Below are 25,497 nucleotides of genomic sequence, written 5' to 3'. Positions count from 1 at the left end.
CCGCTTTCGCGGCATTGGGATTTATTCGGGGTTGGGCTATTCGGGCTGAGGCGCTGCAGCAATCATGGCCTGATAAATGCGACGAAACTTACCTCTGTCAGTTCCAGCCATTGCAAAGTGACCTTGTGACATCATCTGCCGTGTAGGCTCGCGCGGCACCTTAACCCACTCTGTACCACCTGTGGCACATATAGGCTCTATTGGTGCTGTGTGTGGGGCATTGAGGCGCTTGACTTCGGCAATGCATGCGATCCATCCATCCTGGTAGGAACCCACTCGTGATTCATGCGTAGCATTTGCTACAGCGTGACATGCATCCCTGAGAGAGGCTTCATCAGGCAACTTCAAATCCGGGCTTGTAGGTTGGGTGAGTGCGGCAAGTGCGATGCGGTAAGCTTCATCCGAAAACCAGTCATATTCCCATAACTTGTCGCTATCAATGCGCATAATGGCTCTGCGACTTTCCAGCTCATGTATTAGCGCCTGCTTCTGCTCTTCGGTCATAATGATTTAACCTCGTAACCGGCGGCGCGGATAGATTGAATGAAAGCAGACCGCATATTCATTTCACCTAACCAGAAATCGTTGCCAATTTGACCGGTTTCTTTCGGCAACTCAATCGGCTTCAGTTCTGGCACTGGTACGTCAATGAATACTGGTATGCTTTTTGTTTTTGATGTTCCCGGGAACGCCGTGAAGAATCGCGTTCCGCCATCTAACATCCGCATGATAGCTTTTGCATCAGCATAGGCTACTGGCACCGCCTCCAGACTCGCCAGCGCCACTCTCGCCATATCCACCACCCAATCCAGATGGTCTTGCGGATTGGCGATAACGTCTTCGCAATGTGCTTTTAGTTGCTGGTTAGTCATTGGTGGCTCCTTCGGCGCTGCTGGCGCGGAGTTGGCGCACAACATCAGCACAAATATTGGGCGCATCAATAAAGTCATCACTACCAGAAGTTACGATAGCATCAATGCAAAGCTGAGCTCCCTCTGCCCGCACCTCGTTGAGGATGGTGTCAGTAGCCGGTGTTTTGATGTTGACCAGGTTACCCATCACTCGCTGCGCTTCCTGCGTAGAGGCGAAGAAATCATCATCTCGCATGAAAGTGATATCTGCGATTCCTGATTTAATCTCAGCATTCTCCGCCAGCATCGCTTCCATATTCTCGCGCGATTCCCGCATGTCATGGCGCATTGCGTACATCAGAGCTTCTGTTTCTTCCTGCTTCTGCTGCAGGGCGGCGTAGTCATCAACAAGCACCAAGGTGCCACCGTCACTTTCTGCGAGGTGGTATGTTCCGTTCTTAATGACAACGCTGTATTTAGTTGCTTCACTCATCAATCTTTCCCCTCATTCGCCAGCCGGGTACAGGCCAGCGTCGATTAATCTGCTAGTCGCCATGGAAGTGCTTATCTGCCCATTCCGGATATGCGGCATTATTGTCCACGACCTGTTTAACTACCGGTCGGGTAGGGTAGTAGGCAGTCAGCCGAACCTGCTGGCGAAACCTCTTGCGCTCCATCGCTTCTTCGTAGAATTCTTCCTTTTCCTGTACGGTTTTCAGCTCTCGCAGGGCTTGATGCTCTTCCCATGAGAGAATTGAGCGGCTGATTTTTGCTCTCAGCATTCCCGCTCGCCAGCAATCCGGCCCAAAGAAAGGCAGGCCATGACTGTCGCATCGGTTCAGATGTGCGGGGACCGCCGAGTCATCGGTGATATTCATGGCTGCCGCCTTATTGGTGGGTTGAATCAGAAGGGAATGTCGTCGTCAAAGTCCATTGGCGGTTCGTTATTCGCCGGTGGAGTGGATGGCCCAGGTTGGCGCTGCTGCGACGATTGCTGCTGTGGTCGGCTTCCCGCTCCACCTTCCTGCTTGCCGCCCAACATCTGCATTACACCGCCGACGTTCACGATCACTTCCGTTGTGTATTTGTCGTGGCCTGATTGGTCCTGCCATTTGCGGGTGCGAAGCTTCCCTTCAATGTAAATCTGCGATCCCTTGCGCAGGTACTCCCCAGCAACTTCTGCCAGCTTTCCGAACAGAATTACGCGATGCCATTCGGTAATTTCTTTCTGCTCACCCGTGGTTTTGTCGCGCCAGCTCTCCGATGTCGCCAGAGTGATATTGGCGACCGCACCACCATTTGGCATGTACCGAATTTCCGGGTCTTGCCCAAGATTCCCCACTAAAATTACTTTGTTGACGCCTCTGCTGCTCATTTATGCCGCCTTGTTTAGCTCTTTTCCACGTAACTGAAATACTTCCACGCACTTCTGCTGATGCTCAGCCGATGATGCCAACGCGTTCCACGCTGGTTTGTAGATACCCTTTAAATCCTCAAGACTTGGGCACTCAGCAGCTTGCGCGGTGAAGTCAGCCAGGATTTCATCGGGATGACGCGGGGAAGGGTGATGAACCTCTGCATCAGCATCGATTGCGGTCTGTTCGGTTGGGATGCAGAACGTCTGAAATGCAGCGTATTTGTAGGCGATCGACATTGCTTTGTTGGTAGCCTTGTCGCCACTATCCATAGCCTCACCATAGGTCACGACCGTGTGCTTACTGCCGTCCTCGGTGGCGACAAAATCAAACTCAGCCTTGACGACCACATAGAACAACACGCCGCCTTTTGCAGTCACCCGCTCAGTAACTGTTCGCTCTGTAATGCGGGGTAGAATGACAAGACCATGCTTTGCCAGCATTGGCGCAAGCGCGTTATAAACCTGGTCAATGCCACGGAAATTGAAACCTTGCTGCCGGTTCTCGCGGTCCTTGCTTATGCCTTGCTCGGCCATTTCCTTGGCTACGGCGCTAATCGCCTTATAGACGCTCATTCATGCCTCCCATCATTTCAAACTGGCGTTCCGTGCGGTGATCGGCAATCGCATCCTTTGCGGCTTGCTCGTATGTCATAGGGTCGGACAGGTCGCCCAGCGCACCCTGCATAAATTCAATAAACGCTGCATCGTCGTCGCTCATGCCGCTGCCTTAGTGTGAAGGGTGACAATGTGACGGCGCGTTGTGGCTGCCATCATCTGTAAGTGCGCTGCTGATTCACGGTCGCCAGTGCTGCGGCTCTCTTTAGCCAGCAAAAGGTAATGGCGGTGCCATGAGATAAGCGCGATACGTGACTGAGGGAATTTCATTTAATAGCTCTCCGTAACAGATTCATCGCCACCGCCCACTTGGCAGGGCTGCTATACAGGACGGCTTCACGCGAAAGCTCCTGAGCCTTTCTGAAATGACGTGTTCTCATGGTTCGCCTCGCTGATTCAGAGTGTCCAAAAGTGAGCGCAGGCCAGAACGTAGGCGGCGCACTAAACGGTCGAGTTGTGACGTGTTAAAGCCGAAGTCACCCATGTGGGTGGCCCCAGCGACGGCGTAAGTCTGCATGGGTGATTCCTTGGTGTTGGTTAAGTGGTTAAATCAGTAGGTGATGCTGGTATGCGGGATGTTGCCGTCTTTCAGCGCAACCAGAACTTCAATTGCCTGTTCGCGGGTTAGGCTGGTGTGGCCCAAAAGAGCGGTAACAATCTCAGTACCAATCTTCTTGCGGTGCGCTTCATTGGCGGCACGCGCTGCTGCTTCGTCGGCGATGCGTTTCTCTTCAGCCAGGCGGTTACGCTCGGACTGTTCGGCGCGTTGGCGCTCAAATTCGACTGCCTGCTGTTTCTCACGCTCAGCCTGTTCACGCGCTTCCTGCGCCAGTCGTGCGGTGCGTTCCTGCGCTTCTTTAGCCTCACGCTCTGCACGGTCCTGTGCGGCTTTTGCGTCGGCCTCAGCCTTATCCTTCGCTGCTTTCAAATCAGCCTCACGCTGTGCTGCTGCTTCGCGTTCCTGCTGGGCTTTCTGCTCAGCCTCAATGCGGGCCTGCTCGACAGCCTTACGCTTAATCTCTTCTTCGTGAGCAATGCGCTGGCGCTCTGCTTCGGCTTTGGCTTCAGCTGCGTCACGGTCGAATTTGTCATTCAGGAGTAGGGCGATTTCATGATCGGCTTCGCGCTGCTCGGCGTCCTTAATAGCCTGCAAGCGGGCTGCTTCCTCTGCCTTGATGCGCTCCTGTTCAGCTTCCCAATCTGTTACCGGCTGGCGGGCTTTGTCTCGAAGAACATCAAGGCGATCGCGCACCGTCTTGCGGTTGGCATCGATTAGCTTTGGAACCTCTTTCAGCTCCGCGACCAAATCCTTACCCAAGCCATCCAGGTAAGATTTCGTCTGTGATACGCGGTAGGCCAGTGAAGCGATCTCCTTTCTGCCCTTCGCCGTGGTGACATCCGGCACAAAGGACATAACTTCACGCTCAACCTTTGCCAGAATCTCTTCAATCTGGTCGGCTGACTTGAAAACGGTGAGGGCGTTAGCCTTCTCAATGACGACAAGATCCGTTGTTTCACTCATTTGCATTTCCTTCAGGCAAAAAGAAGCCCAGCATTGCGCCGGGCGTAAGGATGTAACGTTCTATTTGTTGCTCAAGGGCTCGACTCTTAAGCGTTGGTGACTAGCACCGTCGAAGCGATCGCGTGAATCGCTTCTTCGCTGCTACTCAGCAGAAAAAAGGAACTCGAATATATTTCCGTTTCTTCAGCGGAAAGTAGAAATAACCCCAGTAGCAGTCCTCGCAATTTGCGTGCTGCTCGACGAGAACGTAAGGCATTCCATGTACGGTATCTTCTTGCTTTTCCAGCCTTGACTCATCCTTAAGCTCGACAATGCTCGGGAAATGAAGCTGGCAATCGTCATAGTAATCAGCAACTCGCTTGATAAACGGAACTAACTCCATCAATTGCTCTCCTGTGGTTACTGGCCGCATCGTTGCGACCGCTCTAAATTCATCTAAAATAATCCCTCTGCATCACTTTCCAGATGAGGTGCGTTATGAAGAAAAGTGAACTCCCAACCAAAATATGCACCGTGTGTGGACGGCCTTTCACATGGCGGAAAAAGTGGGAGAAGTGCTGGGATGAAGTGCGTAAGTGCTCGGAGCGTTGCCGGAGGCAGTGAGCGTTGTAAGAGGTTACTGGCTGCGGGCGCGGAGCATTGCATCTGCCATTTTGTATGCGCAGCTAGCGTAATAGTCGAAGTCTCCGGGCCACTCTTCACCAGTTACTGGCCCATTCAGCGTGCCAATGATGGCTCGCATACAATCCCTGGCGAAGTAGTCACGAATGGTGGCGTCAGAAGCCATTTCAATGGGGTGGCTAGCTGCTTCAACTTCCTCCCAATCTTCCATCTCAAATCCTCGCTATCATCGCCAACCCCATCAGCAACACAGTCACTACCCAGCAGATAATGCAATCTTGTGTGCTCATGGTTTTGGCCTTTGTGTAGGTAAAAAGAAACCCGCTCGGGGGCGGGCTATTGGTCTTCAGATTCTGATGATGAAAACCAGATGGATGTATTGGTTTCCGTGAATCCGGTAACATCCACCATGTCGCCAGATTCCTCGCCACTCATGAGAACTTCCAAGTCTGCGAATTGAGGGTTTGCATTAATTTCTTCCTGTAAACAATCGATTAATTCAAAGACAGTCATACTCACCTCTTATCAGTTCTGCTGCGTCCACGCTGTTTTGTGAGCAGGTGGCGTTAAAAAGGCCGCACTAGGCAGCCTCGCTGTTGAATCCTTTCTCTGTGAAGAACCTTAGTCCTTCTGTATATGCAACGATTAGCTCCTGAGAATCCGGTTCGCTTGCAAACTCAGGCGACCACGATTTCTGCTCTTCAATTCCGCGCTTAAGCTTTCCTACAATGGCCCGCTCGATATATTCACGCCGACTTTCAAGAAGCTCTGGCGATGCCTGTGTCATATAAAAATTAAGCTGCTCAATCATGCTCAACCTCTCGCCGTCACGTTGTCTTTAGATTTCCGATAGCCAGCTGCTACCAGTAGCTTTCGTTGCGCCTGTTGGCTTCTTCATTGCTTAGCCAGTGGGCGTTGTACCAGTTGGGTGCAATTTCGCCGCGCAGGTACGTTTCCATGATTGCCAGCCGCATCTGAATCTGCTGCCACTTCCGGGCATATAAATCGTCGCTTACTGCAATCGCACCCGAAAACGGCTCTCGCCAGCGCTTATACAAATCCGAACGCTCCGGAGCCTTGAAGTAGAGAGCGAAAACCTTGTTGCGGCGTTCGATGCTGTCAGTTCTCAGCCTCATGCTTCCCTCACTTAACAATGTGAACCGCGTCTTTGCGGACAGTGCGGTATCCCGCGTTATAAATTGCGATTTCCGGCAAACATACCCCTCCACCTTCCTGCTTATCACGCAGACTAGGGGATGAGGTGGCGCGGGCAACTGTTAATGCACATCCAGCGCTTGCTACGGCTATTTTTCTGGCGAGGCGATTATCTGCACTCAAACCATCTCGCTCAGCAGCACGGCGCAGCCTGCGACGATTTTTGGCCGTATCAGAGGCCAGATAAGTTACGACTACTGTCATGGTGTACCTCCGGTAATTGGCTTAGCGATGGTCCGCATTGCTAAATCAACTCGCCCCGCCATCCACCTTGGTAGCGGGGCATACTTCTCAATCTGGAAAGTTCTCAGTCTTCACTGTTACCCGTTACATAAATCCTCCTGTCGCTGTATGCCGCATCAAAGTTGCCAGCGGCTTGGCTTTATAAATTGGCTTAGGTACTGGCGCCGGAACCTGTGACGTTTCCGGATTTCAAGTCGCTTCATAGGTCGGCCCGATCATCCCGGATAGGCCTAAGCTCCACGACACGCCAGTCCAAAGCCAACTTCACTTTGGTTCCCCGCATTTCGGCGGAGACAAACCCCATCAATGTTAAAGAGCGTGCAGTTCACGTTGGTGCTGTGTGCTGCTGATGGGATAAACAATAGCATTGCGTATTATTCATAGCAATACGTATTGGTAAAAAAGTAATAGCAATTCACATAACGTGATGATGCGAAAGCGAAAAAAATTATGATTTTTAGGGTGATTTAATGCTTTATCGGAGATGGATAAAAAAACCAGAACGGTAAGCTTGATTTATGGAAGGATGTGTTTCACTATAAAAACACTGTTTACTTAAACAGTAGTTTCAAATGGAGTTGCGGCTAAATTGTTGAATTAATTAACAGGCGGGAGGGGGTATGGCAACGGCTTTGCTTAGAAATAGGCAAGGAGGGTATGTGGAATACACCCCCCCTAAAAATGAAGAGGATTATTTCTTTCGCTTTAAGTCTCGTAAGAGAAAAACGACAACCCCTATCATCGTTGATTCTTTGACTGCTGGAACCAAAGGTACGCGATCATCATCAACGGATAAATAGCCATGCGGGCCGCCATCAACGAAGCGATAAACCGAATAGAAGTCATTAACGAGGGCATAAACAAGATCGCCGTTACCAGGGTGCTCAGCTGTATCTACAACAACAACCGTACCAGCAGGAGCCTCACTGCATCCACTATTCCTGTCCAGCATGTAAGCCCGGCAAGTGTCACTCTCAACTGACTGAGGAACATAGATATAATCCTCGGTCTGCACGTTTGCTTTATCGAAGATAGGCACCGGGAAAACGCCCCCAAGTGACATATCATTTTTAGGTGGATGAGGGTAAGTCATCTTCTCATCCGAAACCATTGATCCGGTTCCATTGGCAAGCCACTCAACGCTGATAGACAGCGCGCGCGCAATATCGACAAGGCGCGTAGAACCCTTAGCCTCGCCCTTCACAAGCCGCCAAATAGTTGGTTGAGCAACCCCAGAAGCTTTAGCTAAAGCACCCTGAGATATACCCCTTTCATTCATGGCGTAAGCCAATCTTTCTGCAAGCGTTTTATTCATAACCGGCAATTTATAACTAGCCGTATTAACCGTCAAATGTGGAAAGCTATTGCCTTCGCTGATACTCATTGCTATTATTCTCTTTGTGATAATACGTAAAGGAATTGCACATGACTAACAAAGCTATTCAGCGAGCTGTAAACATCGCAGGAAGCCAGCAAAAGCTTGCTGACCTTTGCGGTGTGAAGCAGCCAACAGTTTGGCGCTGGCTGCACGGAGGTGGCATTGATGCCAAGTACGTACTGGCCATCACCAAGGCTACACAGGGCCGAGTAAAGCCATATGAGATTCGACCTGATTTAGCTGACCTGTTAGCCGCCTCTTAAGCAACACCGCTCTTTAAAACTCTGAAGCCGCTCCCGCCGAAATGCCGGAGCAAACCTAAGTGACTTGCTCACCGCAATGTCACGCAATTACTTATTCAACAAAGGAATATTACGCAATGGAACAAGCAACTCAAAGCAAGAACGCACGCCGCATCGAGTCGGCGCTGCTGAATAAGCTGGCATCAATCAGCCAGAAAACCTTCGCTGAAAGGCTGGGTATCGCCGAGTACCAGGTCAGCCGCATGAAGAAAAATTTCTTCCGGCAGATGAGCATGGCAATCGACATTCTGGAATACGGGATTGTTGATGACGACGCAGCGCAACTGGCTAAAGCAGTGGCGAAAGAAGTGGCCCTGATTTTGGGCAAAGAAAAAGCCGAGATGAGCGGTAACTCATTCTCGGCTTGATGCGAAATGACTGGATCAAATCACAGGGGTAATTATGCCAGGACAACCTGAAGAAGTAAATCTGCGATACAACTTCATCCGAAATGAAGTTAGCCGCTTGGAGCTTAAATATTCCATGCCAGTTGATATAGCAGCTCCGCTGCCTGCGACGATCAATGTAACTGGATGGGTTTACATCCTTTCCAATCCATATATGCCTGGCATTCTCAAAATTGGAATGACCACAACCTCACCTGAAAAGAGAGCAAAAGAGCTGTCATCTGGCACGAATGTGCCAGCTTCTTTTGTAGTTGAATCCTCGTTCTTCTCAAGCGATCCGCGAGGTGATGAGTGCCGCATCCACAATGAACTTAAAGATTACAGGGTGAATGACAGTAGAGAGTTCTTCCAGTGCGATCTGGCATTGGCTATCGATGTTTGCCGGGGGCACTGCTTGTGCGATAGCAGCACCACATTTTCGGAAGTTGCTAATGAGTTTGAAGCTATTTGCATCGATAAAGATGTGAAGGTGAACCTAACTGATTGGTTTGAGGAATTCGATATTAACTATATAGGTTCCACAGCAAATATCGCGAAAGCAATCTTCGATATGGGCTGCGATCGCCTTAATGAAATGGTGCGAGATGGGCTTTCAATCGTCATCGAGTATGGGCAAGTCAGCGCTGTCATGTCTGAAAATAAGCAAAGCCACCTCGCTTATTTAGAAGAGTGCCATGAGCGAGAAACAATCTCCGGTGTGTTCGGACCAAGAGAGCAGGCAGGTTTCTGATGAATAATGTCCGCAGGGTCGACTTCACCAACAAAATCCCATTACCTGAAAATGCAGGAGGTCACATGGCCGACCTGTCCAACGGGTACACCAAAGTCGCCAACGAGATCCAGAAGCTAAAGCCACGCCTGAGATTATCCGGTAGGGAATGGCAATGTTTCGAGGCGGTGATATGGCTCACCTACGGATGGAATAAAAAACAGGACAGGGTGACGAACACAGTTATCGCAGGGCTCACAGGCTTAAGCGATACCCATGTTTCGGATGCCATCAAATCTCTGGCAGAGAGAAAAATCATCTTCAGCCAGAAGCAAGGGATGATGAAACTTGTAGGGGTAAATACTGAGATTTCAGCCTGGATATTAGACAAACCGGAAGTGGGAACAAAATTCCCGAAAACGGGAAAATCCTTCCCGAAAGCAGGAAAAACCTTCCCGGAAACGGTAGCCACCCAATACAAGAACAAGAACAATATTAAAAACACTACGTCAGGGAATTCTAACGAATCCCCTCACTCACCCTCCAAGCAGCTTCCAGCTCTTCGTCCTGATGCAGCCATTCAATCACCCAAAGGTGATAAGTGGGGAACGGCTGACGACCTGAAGGCTGCTGAGTGGATGTTCTGCAAGGTGGTGACCGTCGCACCAACGGCTCAGGAACCTAACTGGCCAGCCTGGTCAAACGACATCCGACTAATGCGCAATGCCCTGAGCGTCAGCCATCACGAAATATGCGAGTTGTTCAAATGGGCCAATGCCGATCACTTCTGGCAAACCAACGTTATGAGCCCTGCAAAGCTCCGCGAAAAGTGGGACACGCTCAAAGCTCAGATGAATCAACCTAACCGAAACCGACAGGCGCCAGAGCCGCAGCAGCCCGCTCAGCACTGGAACAGCCGCGACGCCTGGGAGAATGAATTCCTATGAGACAACTCGTATCAGCAATTCAGAACCGCGACGGAAGCGCGCTGGCCCGTCTGGCCGGTGACGGCCCGCAGCCGTTAGAGCGTGGCGTGCATGAAGGCGTCGAGCGACTGGTTGACGCGCTGTTCACCAACCTCAAGCAGGTATTCCCGGCATCAGTCAGCACCGCCTGGAAGAACCCGAATGACGAAGCCGCGGCAAAACGCCAGTGGATCGCCGCTTTCGCCGAGAACGGCATTCACAGCAAGCAACAGCTATCAGCAGGCATGAAACACGCACGCGCAAGCGGCTCGCCGTTCCTGCCATCGCCGGGCCAGTTCATTGAGTGGTGCAAAGAGGCGTCATTCAGCGCTGCAGGCATGCCTGACGAAGACGAGCTTTATTCGATGGTGATGACCTACTGCGCCAAGCGTGGCGACTATGCGTCGCCGGAGCAATATCCGTGGAAGACCAACGCTGATTACTGGATGGTCACTGGCCTGTACAGCATGATGCGAGCCGGAAACCTGAGTGAGGCAGAGCTGCGCGTTAAGTGCCGGTCAGAGCTCCGCAAGATGTCGCAGCGCATCGAAGCTGGCGAAGACATCCCGGAACCACGCAAGCAGCTGCTGAAGCTATCCATACCATCAACCAGCGAGAAGGCACTGGACGGCGTTGCGATGCTTCGCGCCACCCTGAAGCGAGGTAAATCATGAGCGAGGGAATCCGCATCAGGTTTGAACGCCTGTACCGCAGCGTGCACGGCGATAAGCACGACCTGCGCCGAACGTACTTGGGCTATCGGGATGCCGTTGTCGATCGCGCGTTTTTCTTCTGGCTTGAAGGACGCGAAGGAGCCGCATCATGAGCAAATACCTCACACAGTGTCAGAGCGAAGTACTGCAGTTCATCAGCTCACAAATCGCTGAAAACGGCATCGCACCCACCTATACCGAAATCGGCAAGCACTTCGGCTACTGCCCCAGCAATGCTTATCTGCACGTCGATGTATTGGTCAGGAAGGGCCACATCCATCGGGTGAAGGGTATCAGCCGAGGCATAACGCTGACTGATACGGCCGCAGTAGAAATGCCCGACATCAACGACAGCGAATACTGGTACGAAGGCGTGTTCAAGCCACAGCTTTACCAGCGTGACGTGGTGGACGCCATCAAATCGGCCGGCATGAAAGTTAAGGAGTTCGCATGACACAGGTAATTCACGGACTGCCTCGCGCTGAGCTGATTAAGCGCGTATTCGGCGAAAGCAAACCGGCACCAAAGGTTGATTCCCGTTCCGAAAAAGGCGGCAAGAGCAAAACAAAGGGAGGAGGTGGATTTTGAGACACGAACTGAAAATTTTACCGCAGCACTTCACGCCGGTTCTGGACGAAATCAAAACCGCTGAGCTGCGCAAGAACGACCGCAATTTTGCAGTCGGTGACATGCTACTGCTAATGGAATGGAACGGCGACTATACCGGTGACGCTTGCGAAAGGGTGGTGACACACGTAGCTGACGTTGGTGATTGCCTTCCGGGTTATGTGCTGCTCAGTATGACGCCACCACAGCCCACAACGGACACCTACCGGCAGATTGAGAATGATGGCTGGATTGAGTGGAAGGCCGGACATATGCCGGAATCTGTGAGAGGTGAGCGTGTACAGGTTCGCTATGCAGGCGGTGAAACAGAAACTGATTCCAGCGGCTTTTTGAATTGGGGCTACGGAGCTGGCCAGTTGGTGATAGCCTATCGGGTGATTGAAAATGATGGGAGGGAAGGATGAGTCAATGGGTAAGCGTTGAAAAAGAAATGCCAGATGATGGCGTATATGTCCTGTGCACCGATGAGGACGTGGCAAAGATGCTTCCAGCAGCCGATGAAGTTTATACGGCTGCATGGGACGAAAGTCAGAAGTTTTGGACAACAGAGTATTGGGGTGACCACGACTGGATGAGCCAGTGCACGCCGCTGTATTGGGCACCTCTTCCTACAGCACCGGAGCCATCATGAACCAGTTCACCAACCATCAAACCAGCGGCGATGATTGTCGTGAAAGTGGAGAGGGGGAAACCAGATGAACATAATCGATGCGCTGATGACTCCCCCCGGAATAATCCTGTGCATTGTCGTCGCAATCGGCCTCTATATCGCAGAAAGAAACAGCCCATGAGCAACGTAATCCCACTCCGCCCTGACCCACTCCGCCAAGCCTACGAAGCAAACGACAAACTCAACGACACGAAACTGACGCCAGAGCAACAGCAGCTGGTCGACAGCATTGCGTCATACCTGGAGAAAGCTATCGAGGAACGCCATGCAAATCGAGCTGATCAAATCGGCCGGGGGGATATTCACCCCAGCGCTTGATAGTGACATACAACGCCTTACCCGCTTCAAGAATGGCGAGCAGTACACCGCCGAAATCAAGTTAACCCGCAACCCCGCATTTCACCGCAAAACCTTCGCATTCTTCAACTTCTGCTTTCAGCACTGGGCTGCTGACCGGGCAGGGCTAGAGAATGCCGATGAAACCACACAGTTCAACCGGTTCCGCAAAGACCTGACCATTCTGGCAGGCCATTACGACATGGTGACGAACATCCGGGGCGAGGTGAGGGCAGAAGCAAAGAGCCTGGCTTACAGCAGCATGGAGCAGGAAGAGTTTGAGCGCTGTTATTCATCACTGATTAACGCCGCCATCAAACACGTATTCGCCGGCACCAAAGACCAGAAAATCATCAACCAACTCTATTCCTACTTCTGAGGAATCCAATGACACCCTTTACCGATATTGGCGCAGCCATCGAAGAAGCCGCGTGGCTGGCGTTTGTCCATAAGAAACCGCACTGCGTTTACCAGCGCTTTGACGGCCTGATGGAAGTGAAGCCAGAGCATCCCGATCGCAACGCAATGTTCACCACCGGCACGCCGGGAACCGTAACCACTGAATACAGGTGCGCAGCATGAGCAAAGGCAGATACCAACACCGCACACAGGAAGAGTGCAACAAAGTAGGGAAGCTCAGAAAAATGGGGCTGACATACGCAATCATCAGCCAGCGAATGGGCTGCAGCATCGATACATGCCGCCATATGTGTGCGAGGGCGAGATGAGCAGACAGCGTAAATCACCCACTCAAATCTGCATCGACCACCTGATATTCCAGCCCACCAAACGAACCCGATCTAAACGTAAACCCATACCGCCAGCCAGCGAGGTGAAGACATTCGATTACACCTACGGACTGCTGCGCGCGAAATGGGACCGCATGAGGTTTACACGATGAAACTAACCACCAAGCAACGCTCAGCGCTGCGTATGAAGTTTGGAGGGCGATGTGCATATTGCGGCTGCCAACTGCCAGAGAAAGGCTGGCATGCAGACCACGTTGAGCCAGTTCTGCGCATATCAGAAGTTGACGAGGAGGCCAGAAGAAAAGGGTTATGGAGGCTAAAGAACACAGGTGACGTCACTTACGCCGCCAGAGATAGCATCGAAAATCATTATCCTGCCTGCGCTCCATGCAACCTCTTCAAGGCGACATTTAGTGTTGAGCTGTTCCGCGAACAAATTGCAAAGCAGGTTGAGAGAGCTAGGGCATCAAGCGTCAACTTCCGCACTGCTGAGCGATTTGGACAAATCGAGGTAACGCAGGCGCCAGTTATTTTCTGGTTTGAGCGCTATCGGGAGGAAGAAAATGCCGCGTGAACGCTGCCACCGCTGCCACACCATCCTCACCAGTGAAGATAAGCACTGGTACTCAGTCGCATGTGAAACGTGCGAAACAGACCTCAAGTGGGAGGAGTATGAACAACACAACCCCATCAAATCCGCCTACTGGCGCTGGCGAGCTATCTGCTTTGGTGTGCGCTGGCTGCGGTTCGGAACTGCTGTCGGATTGGGTGTATGCCTGCGACCGCTGCTGCGCCGGTTGGATGCGAGACGACAACTTCAGAATGCACGGAGAGAGCGATAATGGCGATAAAGCATGAGTTCAGTTTCGAGTTCGGACGGGGCGGAATTAAGGGGACTGTCGTTACCATTAAGACTTTCGCGCGTAAGAGTTTTTGGCGCCGCTGGAAATTGGTAGACGAATATCGCGCTGCTTACAGCGGTTTCAATCCCTTCTGCGGTGCGGAGTGGACTGACCCTCAAGGAAAAAGGCTTCCGATTCAGACTGAGTGTGATATCAACGATGCTGCTCAAAAGGAAATAGACCTCAGGAGGAGAAATGGTAAAGGCAATTAAGCCAAAACCGCCGAAGCCGAAAAAATGCAAATGCTGCCCTGAAAAGTTTACTCCCCGCAACAGCCTCCAAACCGTCTGCTCACCCAAATGTGCCATCCAACTCGCTAACCAGCTCACCGAACGCAAACAAAAGCGCCAGGCGAAAGAGGAGCGTGCTGCATGGAACAAACGCAAAGCGGATGTGAAACCGTTAAGCCACTGGATGAACATGACCCAGCGAGCATTCAACGACTGGATTAGGGCTAGAGACGGCGACATCTGCATCAGCTGCGGCAGCACCACAGCAGCCAGCTATCACGCAGGGCATTTCAGGACAACGGCAGCGGCTAAGCAATTACGTTTTGATGAGGATAACGCCCACAGCCAATGTGCAGCCTGTAACGTTCATCACTCCGGCAATATCGGACCCTACAGGGTCAACCTCATAGCAAAAATCGGCCTTCAGCGCGTATTAGCGCTCGAATCTAACAACACACCTCACCGATACACCCGCGAAGAACTGGAGCGCATCAGAGCGCATTACAGGGCTGCGCTGCGTGAACTGAATAAGCAAAGAGAGGCAGCATGATAGTCGATTACCTGCACGACAAATGGCGCTTGCTGCGCATGTACCGCGCCCGCCGCATGTTCGAAATCAACTACCGCATATTGCGTAACACAGCGAAAATCATGGGGGTGAAACATGCCAGTACGCGAGCTTAATCTCAGCAAAGAGCAACATGACTGGCTGAATGGCTGGTTAGAACTGTGGGGAGCGTGGGTATATTCAGGAAGGCTGGAAAAGCGCATGACCAGCGTCATAGCGCAATACATGGCTACTGTTGAACCACAATCATATCCATCCCGGCCAATGTGCAACGATGATGACGGACTCTTGATTTCTCAGGTCGTGGACTCCGTCATGTGCATCGATAAAAAAGCTCTTGGCATCCTGCTCAGTTACTATGCTCACGGCTCTTCCAAGCGTGCGATCGCATCTTACTATCACAAGTGCGCAAGTCCTCGCAAAATGTCGGGGCGAGGTGGTGAAAGCTATCGTGTACCGTCGATGATTACTTGTAGGCGAGAGGTGGACGAAATACTTAATGCGAGTTTGTATCTTCTCTACACTCCGCTGCTAAATGCATTTAACGATCGCAAACGTGTAGTGAAAATTAGAAAAGTCGCATAGTAGGTATTGACTCTGTTGAGCCAATGAGCCACTATTTAAGGGTAAGCTGCCGTAAGTGTTCTTAGGGATGCCCGGACAGTAATCGAACAAGCAAATTGTGATAATTAAGAAGCCCTGCGGACTCACCATCTGCGAGGGCTTTTTTGTTGCCTAAAATCCAGAGGTCATAATTATGAACGACCAGCAGATTGAGCAAGAGATTGTTCAGAAAGGTAAGACTGCGCCACGCGTTACCCCCTCCCACGTAGAATCAATCATCACCAGCGAGACATACTTCACGGCGGCGGACGGTCGCAGCGGTGCCAATATTCGCATCGAAAGTGAAGGTGGTGAGAAAGTGAATCAGGTGCAGGAGTTAGACGACTTCAATCAACTGAAGTTGCTGACGTTCTGTGTTCTTGTGCTTGAGAATGGCTTCACCGTTACGGGAGAGTCTGCCTGTGCAAGTCCAGAAAACTTTGATGCAGAAATTGGTCGCAAAATCGCGCGACAAAACGCAGTAAACAAAATCTGGCTACTGGAAGGTTATCTGCTGAAGCAGAAGCTTTACGACGAGCCGTAAGCATCACAGGGCGCATTTAAACGTGCGCCCGATGATGTTTATTGCTCCACACATTACGCGTTATATGTGAGGCTCGCTCCACACATAAGCGGATAGCTCCACATATAACCAAATCTCAAAATCAGGCACTTTTGCGATTGCCTGAGATTAAAGGTCAGCCATAGAGCTGGCCTTCTCTTTTTTGCGCCATCCCAAAACTTATTCAGACCCTCATTGCTGTGTGGGGATGCGCGCACTTTTCTTACGACTACAGGCGGCACCAAGCGAACAGCGAGGTGTATATGAGTATCGATATGAGCAAACTGGCATCAGGCGCGGCATACGGCGCATCTGCCGGGACAATTGCCAACGGTCTGCTGACCCGGTTAAGTCCCGATGAATGGAGTGCTGTTGGCGTGCTGGCCGGTATTCTGGTTGCGCTATTCACGCTCGGCATCAACTGGTATTACAAACGCAAGGCCACAATGGCGCAGATTAAAGCGCTGCAACGCTGGCCCACCGCGCCCGACCTCACCGAGGATTAACCCAATGGCAATGTCTAACACACTGCGCAACAGGCTCATTGCTGCTGCGGGCGGCGGAGCCATGCTTATCGCAACGGTATTCCTAGGCGGAAAGGATGGAGTAGAAGGGCGCGTGTACGAACCCTACAAAGATGTGGCTGGGGTATGGACTGTCTGCGATGGTCATACCGGTCCCGACATCGTTAAGGGAAAGAAGTATACCGACCGTGAATGCGATCGCCTGATGTGGAATGACCTGCAGCCAGTTAAGAAGGCTGTCGATTCCATGGTCAAGGTGCCGCTGGGTGAATATCCGCGCGCCGCGCTTTACAGCTTCACTTATAACGTCGGCACATCTGCCTTCTCAAAATCCACGCTGCTGAAAAAGCTCAACGCTGGCGACCAGGCTGGAGCATGCGAAGAGTTGCGCCGCTGGGTATATGCCGGTGGCATGAAGTGGAAAGGCCTGATGAACCGCCGCGACATGGAGCGTTCTCTCTGCCTGGCGGAAAGCGCAAATGATATCTAAAGCGACGATCGGATTGCTTCTGCTTTTACTGGCAGGAGCGATTGCTGCTGGAAGCATGGCGCTGTACTACCGAGGCAGCGCCATCGACTACAAGGCCCAGCGAGACAAAGCATCTGATGCTCTTAACCTGGCTAACGCCGCGATTGATGACATGCAAGTGCGTCAGCGTGACGTTGCCGCTCTCGATGCCAAATACACGAAGGAGTTAGCCAGTGCTAAAGCTGAAAATGATGCTTTGCAGCGCAAGCTTGATCGCGGTGGTCGGGTGCTCGTCGCAGGTAGCTGTCAGAAGCAAGCCGCCGGATCCGCCAGCGTGGACAATGGAGCCACCGTCGAACTCTCTGACATTGCTGGACGAAACGTTCTCGGTATCAGAGCCGGAATCAAAAACGACCAGTCAAAAATAGCAGCGCTACAGCAGTACATCACTGAGCAATGCCTCAAGTAGCTTTAACTGACCCTACGTAACAACGAGCAACATTGGCTTCGCATTCGCGAGGCCTTTTTTTATGCGCCTCGCACGCGCAAATCAAACCCGAGCCTTTCAGAAAGCTGAGCCTGAGAACAACCGTTGGCATCATTGCGGCCTCTCGGGTGGCGGCTGTTCTGTGCGACAGGCTCATCTTCCTAAAAGGAAATGCAATGAACAATCCAAGCATTGTGATCGAAAATGTTCACGTCAGAAGTAATGAGTTTGGCACCTACAATCTTAACGATATGCACCGCGCTGCAATTGCTGGCGGCCTAGCGAAGAAGTGGCAGGTTCCAAGTCAATTCCTTGGCGCTGATGGCGTACAGGCATTTGTCGATGAAGTTTCCAAAGTGCTTAAAGACACTTTGGAGCAAAATCAGATACTTGATGTAGTTCATGGCGGGGCTTATCGCGGCACATGGGCGCATGAACTTATCGCGTTGAAGTACGCCGCATGGCTTTCAGCCTCTTTCGAAGTGAAGGTTTACCAAACATTCCGTGATGTCGTGATGGGCAAGCTGTCGCTATTTGCTGAAGCCAATAAGCTTGAGCTCGAATATCAGCACAAGACAAGGCGAGTTAGCACTGCGGCACGCATCATGAATCGCTGGGGCGTGGGTGGAGAGAAGCGGCGCATTGAATCTGAGCGCATCCATATGCAGGAGCAGATCCAATTGGTAATTCCGGGACTGCCTAAGAAAGCAGATGCCGCCTAGATAGCGCAAAATTGCGCTTTGCTTTAATATCAAAGGTTTAACGAGAGCCACTTTCACAACGGCTTTCATCACAAGGCGCATTTGCTAGTGCGCCTGATGATGATAACCAGAAAAAAACACTGTATCTTTTCACTTCCAATCATGGATAAGGAAAAGACATGAGTTCATTTAATGATCAAGTTTATTTGATTCTAGCAAAGGCAGAAGCCGAGGGGTCTTTGGGTTATTCATCTACAGCTAATAAAATTTTAGACATTGCCAGAGTCCAATATCAGGCATCGGATGAGAATGGTAAGAAGGCAGTGATTGATAAAATCGAGGCACTAAAATCCGAGCCTGGAGTGAAATTTCCTCAAAATTACGTGGCTGCCTTGCAGTCATGAAACTGAACCGCCTACGGGCGGTTTTATTTTATGCTGAAAACTGCACTTTCAGAGTTCAACCTTCAGCATAAACACAATGAATCATCGGTTGGCGATATCGCCATTGCCGAGGGTTGTATGTATATAACCAGCAGGAAATGCTAAATGGCACTCACCGACAAACAAGAAATGTTCTGTCGCGAGTACCTCATCGATTTGAACGCCACACAAGCGGCCATTCGGGCGGGGTACAGCGATAAAACCGCCCGCGCATCAGGTTGCGAGAACCTAACAAAACCTGACATCCAAAACAGAATCGCCGAACTTAAAGCTGAGCGCAACGAGCTGGTGAGTGTTGATGCCTCATACGTGCTAAAGCGCCTTATTGAAATCGACCAGATGGATGTTCTCGACATCATGACTGATGACATGAGCATCAAGCCTGTATCTGACTGGCCCGCATCATGGAGGCGCTACCTTAGTGGGTTCGACCTGGCCGATATGTTTGAAGGCAGAGGTGAAGACCGCGAGATGGTCGGCATCCTGAAAAAGATTAAGTGGCCTGACAAGGTCAAGAACCTCGAACTGCTTGGCAAGCACGTAACTGTCCAGGCATTCAAAGACAACGTTAAAAACGAATTGGTCGGCCCCAACGGCTTGCCGCTGGCTGCCCCAACGTTCGTTGTTAGCTTCGGAGCGGATGATGACGACAGCGGAGAAGAAACTTAGCTTCGCGCCCAAGTTCAAACCGCTCTTTAAGGCCATTCGCTACAAGGTATTCCATGGCGGTCGCGGGGGCGCGAAATCATGGGGCATTGCCCGCGCGCTGGTCATCATGGCCGCATCAAAGCGCCTGCGCATCCTTTGTACGCGCGAGGTGCAAAACTCAATCAAGGATTCAGTGCATAAGCTGCTGAAGGACCAGATTGAGATGCTGGGGCTCAACCCATGGTTTCGCATAACCAACGAGACGATCAGCAGCGCATGCGGTAGTGAGTTCCTTTTCAAGGGGCTGCGCTTCGACCCGCTGGGAATCAAGTCGACAGAGGGTGTGGACATCTGCTGGGTGGAAGAGGCGCAATCAGTGTCGGCTGATTCGTGGGACATCCTGATACCGACCATTCGTAAAGAGGGCTCGGAAATCTGGGTATCATTCAACCCCGGAGAAGAGAAAGACCCGACCTATCAGCGTTTCGTACTCAACCCACCTGATGACAGCATCACGGTTGAGGTTAACTACTACGACAATCCCTATCTGCCTGACACCCTCCGGAAGGAGATGGAATACTGCAAGCGGGTCGATTACGAAGCGTATGAGCACATCTGGCTGGGCAAGCCTAAATCGATTTCTGAAGCCGTCATATTCAAGCAGCGCTACAAGGTTGAGGCGTTCCCTGATGACCTTTGGCAGCAGGCTGATCGTCTGTTCTTCGGTGCTGACTTTGGTTTCGCCAATGACCCCAGCACGCTGATCCGCATGTTCATGCTCGGCACCCGGCTCTATATCGAATATGAAGCCTACGGCGTTGGCGTTGAACTGGATGAAATGGCGCAGTTTTACGATTCAATCCCCGAGGTGCGCCGCTGGCCGATTAAGGCTGATAACGCGCGACCAGAGACAATCAGCCACATTGGCAGGCAGGGTTTCAGTATTGATGCGGCCGCCAAGTGGAAAGGCAGTGTGGAAGATGGCATCACCTACCTGAAAGGGTTTGAGGAAATCATCATCCATGAGCGCTGCAAGCACACCGCCGATGAGTTCCGGCTCTACTCCTACAAAGTCGACAAGAAGACCAACGAGATATTACCGGTCATTGTCGATGCTCATAACCACTGCATAGACGCCATACGCTACGGTCTGGATGGTTACATCACCAGCTCCGACAGCCTTGGCACTTGGGCGCAACTTGGCAGAGGCTGAACATGTCCGAAACACAAAACGTGTCGCAGCCTTTACCGACGCGTGACAGCTACGAAAACTTTATAGCCCGCATGGGTGTCAACGAGTCTAACCAGTCAGGCGCTGGCACTTACCGCAATAACTGGACTTCCCGTAACCGACTGCTGATTGAGCAGGCTTACCGGTCATCATGGCTGGTTGGCGCTGGCGTCGACGCTATACCCGACGACATGACCCGCAAGGGCGTGACAATCACCTCAAAGCTCGACGATGGGGTGAAAAAGCAACTCGATAACACTTGGGATGAGATGGCTATATGGGAGCATCTCAACGATACGCTGAAGTGGGCAAACCTTTACGGTGGTGCCGTTGGCGTCATCCTGATTGACGGTCAGAACTACTCTACGCCGCTGCGCATCGAGACCATCGCCAAGGATTCTTTCAAAGGCATCATGGTTATGGACCGGTGGATGCTAAATGCCACCACTGAGCGCCGCGTCACCGAACTGGGGCCGGATTTTGGCATGCCTGAGTTTTATCGCGTGGTGACATCAGCCACCGGCATCCCGCCGTGGCGCATTCATCACTCCAGGCTGATCCGATTCGACGGTGTGCCTCTGCCATATCAGCAGCGCCTGACGGAAAACGACTGGGGTATGTCGATCATCGAAAGATGTTTTGACCGCCTGCTTGCGTTTGACAGCACTACGACCGGCGTTGCTCAGCTTGTTTATAAAGCGCACCTGCGCACCTACAGCATTGAGAACCTCCGCGGACTGCTGGCAATGGGTAAAGACAATCCGGCATATAAGGGCCTGATGTCGCACATGGACATGATCCGCCAGTACCAGAGCAACGAAGGCATGACGATTATGGACGCCAAAGATAAATTCGAGGCGCATTCCTATTCGTATGCCGGGCTTAGCGATGTGCTGGCGCAGTTCGGGCAGCAGGTATCAGGTGCATTTGGCATCCCTCTGGTGCGCCTGTTCGGTCAGTCACCGGCTGGCTTCTCAACGGGTGACACTGACCTCGCCAACTATTACGACAACGTGTCCACCAAGCAGGAGCGCAAGTTGCGCCGACCGGTCCGCAAACTGTTTGAAGTGCTCCACATGAGCCTGTTCGCCAAGCCGTTGCCGGATGATTTTGCATTTGAGTTCAACGAACTGTGGCAGGTGTCGGATAAAGAGCGCGCTGATATCGCCAATGCTGTCGTCGATGCCACTACCAAAGCGGTGGACGCTGGACTGATGACTGATAAGGCTGGTGCGCTGCATCTGCAGGAAACATCACGCGTAACCGGATTTGGCGGGACAATCAGCGACGAGGATATAGACAATGCCAATGACCTCCCGCCGCCGACAGAGAAAGACCTCGATAACGTCGAAGCCACCGAACCTGAAGCGCGCCGAGAGGCAACTGGGAACACAGCTACGACAGATAGCGCAGGCAGTGGGCGCGATAGTCGAGGGCTCGTACGATGGTTCAAACGATAGCGTTACGGACATCATGGACAGGCTGGAGCGTTATGCCGAACTGATTGAGCCATGGTCTGAAGTGGTATCGAAGCGGCTTATCGACATGCTGGTTATTTCTGACGATGCCATGTGGCGTGACCGGTCGGAGCGTATATCTGCCGGTCTGCGTGACCTGATGGATTCCGGCACCGGCGCGGTAACCCGCAGTATCATCAACGAGCAGGTAAAGCTGTTCAAGTCTCTTCCATTGCAGGCTGCCGATCGCGTTTACGAGATTCACAATCAGGCGATTGAAGCGGTGGTGTCTGGCAGGCGCTCAAGCACGCTAACTGATGAAATCATGCGTACTGGCGACGTAACTGAGGCGCGCGCACGCACCATTGCCCGCACTGAGGTTGGTCGTGCATCAACCGCAATCACTCAGGCGCGATCAACGTCAATCGGTTCTCGCGGTTATATCTGGCGAACTGCTGATGACAGCGATGTGCGCCACTCTCACAAGCAGATGGAAGGCAGGTATGTCGACTGGTCAAATCCGCCCACGCTGGACGGCATGACCGGGCATGCAGGCCAGTTTCCCAACTGCCGCTGTTATTGCGAAGTCGTCGTTCCCGAGGATTAACGATGCAATATTTCTTCACCACCCGCCTCGGCAACACTCGATACGAGATGGCCGACGGCTCTCTGCTGTGCAAAGACGTGCCTATTGCCCGCACCGGCGCGCAGGTTTACGACGAAAGCGAACTGCCTGGCATTATCGGCGATGACGATGGCGAAATTGTCGTCACGCGCGATGCTGACGAGGTGTTTCGGCCTGAAACGCTCGCTTCCTTCGAAGGCATGGCCTTCACGCTGGGTCACCCTAAGGACATGGTTAATCCGGGAAACTGGAAAGACTATGCCCACGGTCACATCCAGAACGTCCGGCGCGGCACGGGCGATCAGTCAGATCTGATGCTGGGCGACATTCACATCAAAACCGCTGAGGCCATTCAGAAAGTCACCGACGGCCTTGAGCAGATTTCCATGGGCTACGACGCCGATTACGAGCAGAAAGGCCCGGGTCAGGCGCGACAGCACTCAATTATCGGTAACCACTGTGCGGGCGTGCCAAATGGCCGCGCAGGTATTCGCTGTTCAATTGGAGATAGCATATCAATGGCAAACAAAACACAGGGCTGGCTTACCCAGCTGAAACGGGCAATTAAAACTAAGGATTCCGCCACCATGGAAGACCTGGTTGATAACGCTCCTGCAGAACTGATTGAGCCGGAACTGGATTTGCCACGCGCGCTCAATATCACGATTAACCCGGCGCAACCGCTGCCACCTGAAAAGCCACTCGGCGGCCTGACCACCGATGATGGCGAAGGCGGCGCGCAGTCAAACAGCGAGCTGGAGGCGAAAGTCGATGCTCTGGCATTGCTGGTTCAGCAGCTGATTAACCCATCTTCAACGTCGACCGTTGATAGCGACGATCCGGAAGAAAAGGAAGAGAAGACCCGTGCAACCACCGATGCTGCTTATCATCAGGGTGTGGTCGCGCGTGCTGAGCTGATCATGCCAGGCGTGAAACTGCCTGAAGGTGGCAAGCTGGCGGCATTCAAGCGCTCCACCATGGATGCGGCATTCAAAACGCCAGAAGGTCAGGCGCTGCTTGCTCCTCTGGTGGGCGCCTCTCCGGACTTCTCCAAAATGCCTAAAGCAACGCTTGATGCGATGTTTGTGTCTGCCAGCGAAATCGCCAAAGCGCGCAACAACGTGCCGGCACCGAATGGCCGCTCAAACTTCTACGACGCCTCTAACAAAAACTCTCCGGCTGCCCTGAACAAGGCATTCGCCGCCCACTGGAATAAATAAGGGATAACCAATGCCTTCATTACTGTACCGGATGCCAGTAGGCATCGCCGGGGCTATCTCACGCCCTCAGGATTTGACCACCGAGCCGGTGATTCTCAACTCCGCTAATACGTTCAGTGCTTACGGCCTGGCGGGTAAAGACAGCGCAGACGGCAAGTTTATTCCGCTGGCGGCAGATGATGCGGCCACCGTGATTACCGGCCTATATGTGCGACCGTACCCAACCACGTCAACGCCAGACATGGTGCGTCAGGTTGGCACGGGCAAGAACTTCACAGGTGACGTGATGAAACGCGGCTACATGACCGTGAACATCGGCAGCACCGCAGTAAATCTGGTTAAAGGTGCGCCGGTATACGTGCGTAACGCTAACCCGACCGACGCGAGCCCGCTGGGTGCAATTCTGGGTGCAGCAGTCACCGACGAAACCGTGGTGCTGCCGAACGCTACTTTCACTGGCGCAGGCGATGCCGACGGCAACGCTGAAGTCGCTTACAACATCTAAGGGAATCGCTACATATGTTAACTTTTGACCAAGCCACCGTAGACGGTACTGGCGCTTTCCTGGTTGGCGAGCTTGAGCGTCTCGATCAGGAACTGAATATGCCGCTGGTCGGTTACACGTGGTCGCGCGACATTCAGCTGCGCGAAGACGTGTCTATCGCTGATGACATCAGTTCTTTCACCAATTCCACCTTTGCTGCGCCGGGTACACCGAATCCAAACGGTAAAAACTGGATCGGCAAAGACTCAACCGCCATCGCTGGCCCGAGCATCGACATCGCGAAAACCGGCTTCCCGCTGACCCTGTGGGGCATGGAGCTGGGCTGGACCGTTGTAGAGCTGGCGGCCGCTGCGAAAGTCGGTCGTCCGATCGACACGCAGAAATACGATGCGATGCAACTGAAATGGAACATGGACACCGACGAGCAGGTTTATCGCGGTGACTCTCAGCTGGGCGTGAATGGCCTGTTCAACTACGCCGGTGCGTCTGTAACCAACGCCGTGAAAACATGGGCCAACTCGACTAACGCCGAAATTCTGGATTCCATCAACACGCTGCTGACCAATGCGTGGAAAGCCTCGGGCTATACGCTGGTTCCGCGTGACCTGCGCCTGCCGCCAAAAGCGTTCGCGCTGCTGGCTCAGCGAATCGTGTCTGATGCCGGTAACCAGTCACTGCTGACCTACCTGCAGACCAACACCATCGCATTCCACCAGAACGGCGTGCCACTGCGCATCTATGCCGTTAAATGGCTGGAAGGCGCTGGCGTTGGCGGTACCGATCGCATGGTCGCGTACACCAACGACAAGAAGTACGTGCGCTTCCCGATGGTGCCACTGCTGAGCGTGCCGGTGCAGTATCGCGGCATTTACCAGCTGACCACCTATTACGGCAAGCTGGGTGCAGTTGAGTCTCCATACCCGGAAACCATGGCGTATCTGGACGGCATCTAACCAATTCGGCCCCGAAAGGGGCCAGCAGG

At 52.4% G+C, this 25,497-nt stretch carries 48 protein-coding genes; 33 read left to right on the top strand and 15 right to left on the bottom strand.

Going from position 1 to position 25,497, the window contains the following annotated elements; genetic code table 11:
- Positions 1-36: 36 nt before the first annotated feature.
- The 10 genes from VIJ98_RS15615 to VIJ98_RS15570 form a co-directional block, all read right to left on the bottom strand.
- On the bottom strand, positions 37-504 hold the full coding sequence (locus VIJ98_RS15615) for a hypothetical protein (RefSeq protein WP_323274889.1): 468 nt from the start codon (positions 502-504) through the stop codon (positions 37-39).
- Positions 501-872, bottom strand: coding sequence for a hypothetical protein (locus VIJ98_RS15610; protein WP_323274886.1), 372 nt, complete (start codon positions 870-872; stop codon positions 501-503). The genes VIJ98_RS15615 and VIJ98_RS15610 overlap by 4 nt, the downstream gene beginning before the upstream one ends.
- On the bottom strand, positions 865-1,344 hold the full coding sequence (locus tag VIJ98_RS15605) for a hypothetical protein (protein ID WP_323274885.1): 480 nt from the start codon (positions 1,342-1,344) through the stop codon (positions 865-867). Before VIJ98_RS15605 ends, VIJ98_RS15610 begins: the two co-directional genes overlap by 8 nt.
- A 52-nt stretch (positions 1,345-1,396) precedes the next feature.
- Entirely contained in the window at positions 1,397-1,729 is a 333-nt protein-coding gene (locus VIJ98_RS15600) for a hypothetical protein (protein WP_323274883.1), read from the bottom strand.
- A 26-nt stretch (positions 1,730-1,755) separates the two neighbouring features.
- Positions 1,756-2,226 carry a single-stranded DNA-binding protein gene (locus VIJ98_RS15595; RefSeq protein ID WP_323274881.1) on the bottom strand — a complete coding sequence of 157 codons (471 nt, stop codon included), beginning with the start codon at positions 2,224-2,226 and terminating at the stop codon, positions 1,756-1,758.
- On the bottom strand, positions 2,227-2,841 hold the full coding sequence (locus VIJ98_RS15590; protein WP_323274879.1) for an ERF family protein: 615 nt from the start codon (positions 2,839-2,841) through the stop codon (positions 2,227-2,229).
- Positions 2,828-2,986 (bottom strand): hypothetical protein, encoded by a 159-nt coding sequence (locus VIJ98_RS15585; RefSeq protein ID WP_323274877.1) that lies wholly within the window; start codon positions 2,984-2,986, stop codon positions 2,828-2,830. Before VIJ98_RS15585 ends, VIJ98_RS15590 begins: the two co-directional genes overlap by 14 nt.
- 273 nt (positions 2,987-3,259) lie before the next feature.
- Positions 3,260-3,367, bottom strand: coding sequence for a protease FtsH-inhibitory lysogeny factor CIII (locus VIJ98_RS15580; protein WP_231102727.1), 108 nt, complete (start codon positions 3,365-3,367; stop codon positions 3,260-3,262).
- 66 nt (positions 3,368-3,433) lie between these two features.
- Entirely contained in the window at positions 3,434-4,405 is a 972-nt protein-coding gene (locus VIJ98_RS15575) for a cell envelope biogenesis protein TolA (RefSeq protein WP_323274873.1), read from the bottom strand.
- A 145-nt stretch (positions 4,406-4,550) separates the two neighbouring features.
- Positions 4,551-4,787: a hypothetical protein gene (locus VIJ98_RS15570; RefSeq protein ID WP_277967078.1), complete on the bottom strand. Its 237-nt coding sequence runs from the start codon at positions 4,785-4,787 to the stop codon at positions 4,551-4,553.
- Positions 4,788-4,882: 95 nt separating this feature from the next.
- On the opposite strand from VIJ98_RS15570, the gene VIJ98_RS15565 reads away from it, so the two are divergent.
- A complete protein-coding gene (locus tag VIJ98_RS15565) occupies positions 4,883-5,008 on the top strand; it encodes a DUF2256 domain-containing protein (RefSeq protein WP_072930066.1) in 126 nt (41 codons plus the stop codon).
- 13 nt (positions 5,009-5,021) lie between these two features.
- Here the strand turns inward: VIJ98_RS15565 and VIJ98_RS15560 are convergent, their stop codons facing one another.
- The 5 genes from VIJ98_RS15560 to VIJ98_RS15540 all read right to left on the bottom strand — a co-directional run bounded on the left by VIJ98_RS15560 (position 5,022) and on the right by VIJ98_RS15540 (position 7,868).
- Positions 5,022-5,237: a hypothetical protein gene (locus tag VIJ98_RS15560; RefSeq protein WP_323274868.1), complete on the bottom strand. Its 216-nt coding sequence runs from the start codon at positions 5,235-5,237 to the stop codon at positions 5,022-5,024.
- A 369-nt stretch (positions 5,238-5,606) separates the two neighbouring features.
- Positions 5,607-5,837 (bottom strand): hypothetical protein, encoded by a 231-nt coding sequence (locus tag VIJ98_RS15555; RefSeq protein WP_323274866.1) that lies wholly within the window; start codon positions 5,835-5,837, stop codon positions 5,607-5,609.
- Between the two features lie 49 nt (positions 5,838-5,886).
- The gene (locus VIJ98_RS15550; RefSeq protein WP_323274864.1) at positions 5,887-6,162 is read right to left on the bottom strand and encodes a hypothetical protein; all 276 of its coding nucleotides are present in this window, start codon (positions 6,160-6,162) and stop codon (positions 5,887-5,889) included.
- Between the two features lie 7 nt (positions 6,163-6,169).
- On the bottom strand, positions 6,170-6,445 hold the full coding sequence (locus VIJ98_RS15545; RefSeq protein WP_323274862.1) for a hypothetical protein: 276 nt from the start codon (positions 6,443-6,445) through the stop codon (positions 6,170-6,172).
- A 730-nt stretch (positions 6,446-7,175) separates the two neighbouring features.
- Positions 7,176-7,868 carry a helix-turn-helix domain-containing protein gene (locus VIJ98_RS15540; RefSeq protein ID WP_323274860.1) on the bottom strand — a complete coding sequence of 231 codons (693 nt, stop codon included), beginning with the start codon at positions 7,866-7,868 and terminating at the stop codon, positions 7,176-7,178.
- A gap of 41 nt (positions 7,869-7,909) precedes the next feature.
- Here VIJ98_RS15540 and VIJ98_RS15535 point away from each other — a divergent pair, with 41 nt between their 5' ends.
- The 32 genes from VIJ98_RS15535 (at position 7,910) to VIJ98_RS15380 (ending at position 25,468) form a co-directional block, all read left to right on the top strand.
- The gene (locus tag VIJ98_RS15535) at positions 7,910-8,125 is read left to right on the top strand and encodes a helix-turn-helix domain-containing protein (RefSeq protein WP_323274858.1); all 216 of its coding nucleotides are present in this window, start codon (positions 7,910-7,912) and stop codon (positions 8,123-8,125) included.
- 116 nt (positions 8,126-8,241) lie between these two features.
- On the top strand, positions 8,242-8,532 hold the full coding sequence (locus VIJ98_RS15530) for a CII family transcriptional regulator (RefSeq protein WP_323274856.1): 291 nt from the start codon (positions 8,242-8,244) through the stop codon (positions 8,530-8,532).
- 34 nt (positions 8,533-8,566) lie between these two features.
- Positions 8,567-9,301, top strand: a complete 735-nt coding sequence (locus VIJ98_RS15525) for a GIY-YIG nuclease family protein (protein WP_323274854.1) — start codon at positions 8,567-8,569, stop codon at positions 9,299-9,301.
- Entirely contained in the window at positions 9,298-10,227 is a 930-nt protein-coding gene (locus VIJ98_RS15520; protein WP_407330306.1) for a replication protein, read from the top strand. Before VIJ98_RS15525 ends, VIJ98_RS15520 begins: the two co-directional genes overlap by 4 nt.
- The gene (locus tag VIJ98_RS15515) at positions 10,224-10,919 is read left to right on the top strand and encodes a replication protein P (RefSeq protein ID WP_323274851.1); all 696 of its coding nucleotides are present in this window, start codon (positions 10,224-10,226) and stop codon (positions 10,917-10,919) included. The genes VIJ98_RS15520 and VIJ98_RS15515 overlap by 4 nt, the downstream gene beginning before the upstream one ends.
- Positions 10,916-11,071, top strand: a complete 156-nt coding sequence (locus VIJ98_RS15510; protein ID WP_323274850.1) for a hypothetical protein — start codon at positions 10,916-10,918, stop codon at positions 11,069-11,071. Before VIJ98_RS15515 ends, VIJ98_RS15510 begins: the two co-directional genes overlap by 4 nt.
- Entirely contained in the window at positions 11,068-11,412 is a 345-nt protein-coding gene (locus VIJ98_RS15505; protein WP_323274848.1) for a LexA family transcriptional regulator, read from the top strand. The genes VIJ98_RS15510 and VIJ98_RS15505 overlap by 4 nt, the downstream gene beginning before the upstream one ends.
- A complete protein-coding gene (locus tag VIJ98_RS15500; RefSeq protein ID WP_323274846.1) occupies positions 11,409-11,546 on the top strand; it encodes a hypothetical protein in 138 nt (45 codons plus the stop codon). The genes VIJ98_RS15505 and VIJ98_RS15500 overlap by 4 nt, the downstream gene beginning before the upstream one ends.
- Positions 11,543-11,989, top strand: coding sequence for a DUF3850 domain-containing protein (locus VIJ98_RS15495; RefSeq protein WP_323274845.1), 447 nt, complete (start codon positions 11,543-11,545; stop codon positions 11,987-11,989). Before VIJ98_RS15500 ends, VIJ98_RS15495 begins: the two co-directional genes overlap by 4 nt.
- Positions 11,986-12,216 (top strand): DUF551 domain-containing protein, encoded by a 231-nt coding sequence (locus VIJ98_RS15490; protein WP_323274843.1) that lies wholly within the window; start codon positions 11,986-11,988, stop codon positions 12,214-12,216. Before VIJ98_RS15495 ends, VIJ98_RS15490 begins: the two co-directional genes overlap by 4 nt.
- 304 nt (positions 12,217-12,520) lie before the next feature.
- On the top strand, positions 12,521-12,970 hold the full coding sequence (locus tag VIJ98_RS15485; RefSeq protein ID WP_323274842.1) for a DUF1367 family protein: 450 nt from the start codon (positions 12,521-12,523) through the stop codon (positions 12,968-12,970).
- Positions 12,971-12,978: 8 nt separating this feature from the next.
- Positions 12,979-13,173 (top strand): hypothetical protein, encoded by a 195-nt coding sequence (locus VIJ98_RS15480; RefSeq protein WP_323274841.1) that lies wholly within the window; start codon positions 12,979-12,981, stop codon positions 13,171-13,173.
- A gap of 142 nt (positions 13,174-13,315) precedes the next feature.
- Complete coding sequence (locus VIJ98_RS15475) at positions 13,316-13,492, top strand: NinE family protein (protein ID WP_222182473.1); 177 nt, start codon at positions 13,316-13,318, stop codon at positions 13,490-13,492.
- The gene (locus VIJ98_RS15470) at positions 13,489-13,914 is read left to right on the top strand and encodes an HNH endonuclease signature motif containing protein (protein WP_323274837.1); all 426 of its coding nucleotides are present in this window, start codon (positions 13,489-13,491) and stop codon (positions 13,912-13,914) included. The genes VIJ98_RS15475 and VIJ98_RS15470 overlap by 4 nt, the downstream gene beginning before the upstream one ends.
- A gap of 98 nt (positions 13,915-14,012) precedes the next feature.
- A complete protein-coding gene (locus VIJ98_RS15465; protein WP_323274836.1) occupies positions 14,013-14,198 on the top strand; it encodes a protein NinF in 186 nt (61 codons plus the stop codon).
- Positions 14,182-14,454 (top strand): hypothetical protein, encoded by a 273-nt coding sequence (locus tag VIJ98_RS15460; protein WP_323274834.1) that lies wholly within the window; start codon positions 14,182-14,184, stop codon positions 14,452-14,454. Before VIJ98_RS15465 ends, VIJ98_RS15460 begins: the two co-directional genes overlap by 17 nt.
- Positions 14,438-15,022 (top strand): recombination protein NinG, encoded by a 585-nt coding sequence (locus VIJ98_RS15455; protein WP_323274832.1) that lies wholly within the window; start codon positions 14,438-14,440, stop codon positions 15,020-15,022. The genes VIJ98_RS15460 and VIJ98_RS15455 overlap by 17 nt, the downstream gene beginning before the upstream one ends.
- Positions 15,019-15,156 (top strand): YlcG family protein, encoded by a 138-nt coding sequence (locus tag VIJ98_RS15450; RefSeq protein ID WP_323274831.1) that lies wholly within the window; start codon positions 15,019-15,021, stop codon positions 15,154-15,156. The genes VIJ98_RS15455 and VIJ98_RS15450 overlap by 4 nt, the downstream gene beginning before the upstream one ends.
- Entirely contained in the window at positions 15,137-15,625 is a 489-nt protein-coding gene (locus VIJ98_RS15445) for an antiterminator Q family protein (RefSeq protein ID WP_323274828.1), read from the top strand. Before VIJ98_RS15450 ends, VIJ98_RS15445 begins: the two co-directional genes overlap by 20 nt.
- A 172-nt stretch (positions 15,626-15,797) precedes the next feature.
- Positions 15,798-16,187 (top strand): Gp49 family protein, encoded by a 390-nt coding sequence (locus tag VIJ98_RS15440; protein ID WP_323274827.1) that lies wholly within the window; start codon positions 15,798-15,800, stop codon positions 16,185-16,187.
- A 281-nt stretch (positions 16,188-16,468) separates the two neighbouring features.
- Positions 16,469-16,711, top strand: coding sequence for a phage holin (locus VIJ98_RS15435; RefSeq protein WP_224934050.1), 243 nt, complete (start codon positions 16,469-16,471; stop codon positions 16,709-16,711).
- A 4-nt stretch (positions 16,712-16,715) separates the two neighbouring features.
- Complete coding sequence (locus tag VIJ98_RS15430; RefSeq protein WP_323274822.1) at positions 16,716-17,219, top strand: lysozyme; 504 nt, start codon at positions 16,716-16,718, stop codon at positions 17,217-17,219.
- A complete protein-coding gene (locus VIJ98_RS15425; protein WP_407330305.1) occupies positions 17,212-17,667 on the top strand; it encodes a lysis protein in 456 nt (151 codons plus the stop codon). Before VIJ98_RS15430 ends, VIJ98_RS15425 begins: the two co-directional genes overlap by 8 nt.
- A 194-nt stretch (positions 17,668-17,861) precedes the next feature.
- Complete coding sequence (locus VIJ98_RS15420; RefSeq protein ID WP_323274816.1) at positions 17,862-18,407, top strand: KilA-N domain-containing protein; 546 nt, start codon at positions 17,862-17,864, stop codon at positions 18,405-18,407.
- Positions 18,408-18,565: 158 nt separating this feature from the next.
- On the top strand, positions 18,566-18,790 hold the full coding sequence (locus tag VIJ98_RS15415; RefSeq protein ID WP_323274815.1) for a hypothetical protein: 225 nt from the start codon (positions 18,566-18,568) through the stop codon (positions 18,788-18,790).
- 144 nt (positions 18,791-18,934) lie between these two features.
- Positions 18,935-19,498, top strand: coding sequence for a terminase small subunit (locus VIJ98_RS15410; RefSeq protein WP_323274812.1), 564 nt, complete (start codon positions 18,935-18,937; stop codon positions 19,496-19,498).
- Complete coding sequence (locus VIJ98_RS15405) at positions 19,473-20,690, top strand: PBSX family phage terminase large subunit (RefSeq protein WP_323274810.1); 1,218 nt, start codon at positions 19,473-19,475, stop codon at positions 20,688-20,690. Before VIJ98_RS15410 ends, VIJ98_RS15405 begins: the two co-directional genes overlap by 26 nt.
- A 2-nt stretch (positions 20,691-20,692) precedes the next feature.
- On the top strand, positions 20,693-22,168 hold the full coding sequence (locus tag VIJ98_RS15400; protein ID WP_323274808.1) for a DUF1073 domain-containing protein: 1,476 nt from the start codon (positions 20,693-20,695) through the stop codon (positions 22,166-22,168).
- Positions 22,169-22,181: 13 nt separating this feature from the next.
- A complete protein-coding gene (locus VIJ98_RS15395) occupies positions 22,182-22,772 on the top strand; it encodes a phage minor head protein (protein ID WP_323274806.1) in 591 nt (196 codons plus the stop codon).
- Between the two features lie 2 nt (positions 22,773-22,774).
- Positions 22,775-24,010 (top strand): DUF2213 domain-containing protein, encoded by a 1,236-nt coding sequence (locus tag VIJ98_RS15390; protein WP_323274805.1) that lies wholly within the window; start codon positions 22,775-22,777, stop codon positions 24,008-24,010.
- A 10-nt stretch (positions 24,011-24,020) separates the two neighbouring features.
- The gene (locus VIJ98_RS15385; RefSeq protein WP_323274803.1) at positions 24,021-24,515 is read left to right on the top strand and encodes a hypothetical protein; all 495 of its coding nucleotides are present in this window, start codon (positions 24,021-24,023) and stop codon (positions 24,513-24,515) included.
- Positions 24,516-24,529: 14 nt separating this feature from the next.
- A complete protein-coding gene (locus VIJ98_RS15380; protein WP_323274801.1) occupies positions 24,530-25,468 on the top strand; it encodes a DUF2184 domain-containing protein in 939 nt (312 codons plus the stop codon).
- Positions 25,469-25,497: the final 29 nt, after the last annotated feature.

It is taken from the genome of Pantoea sp. S18, from assembly GCF_045689705.1.
GTDB lineage: Bacteria > Pseudomonadota > Gammaproteobacteria > Enterobacterales > Enterobacteriaceae > Pantoea > Pantoea symbiotica.
The sequence above is the reverse complement of the archived record's forward strand: the minus strand, read 5'-3'. Positions and strand labels throughout refer to the sequence as shown.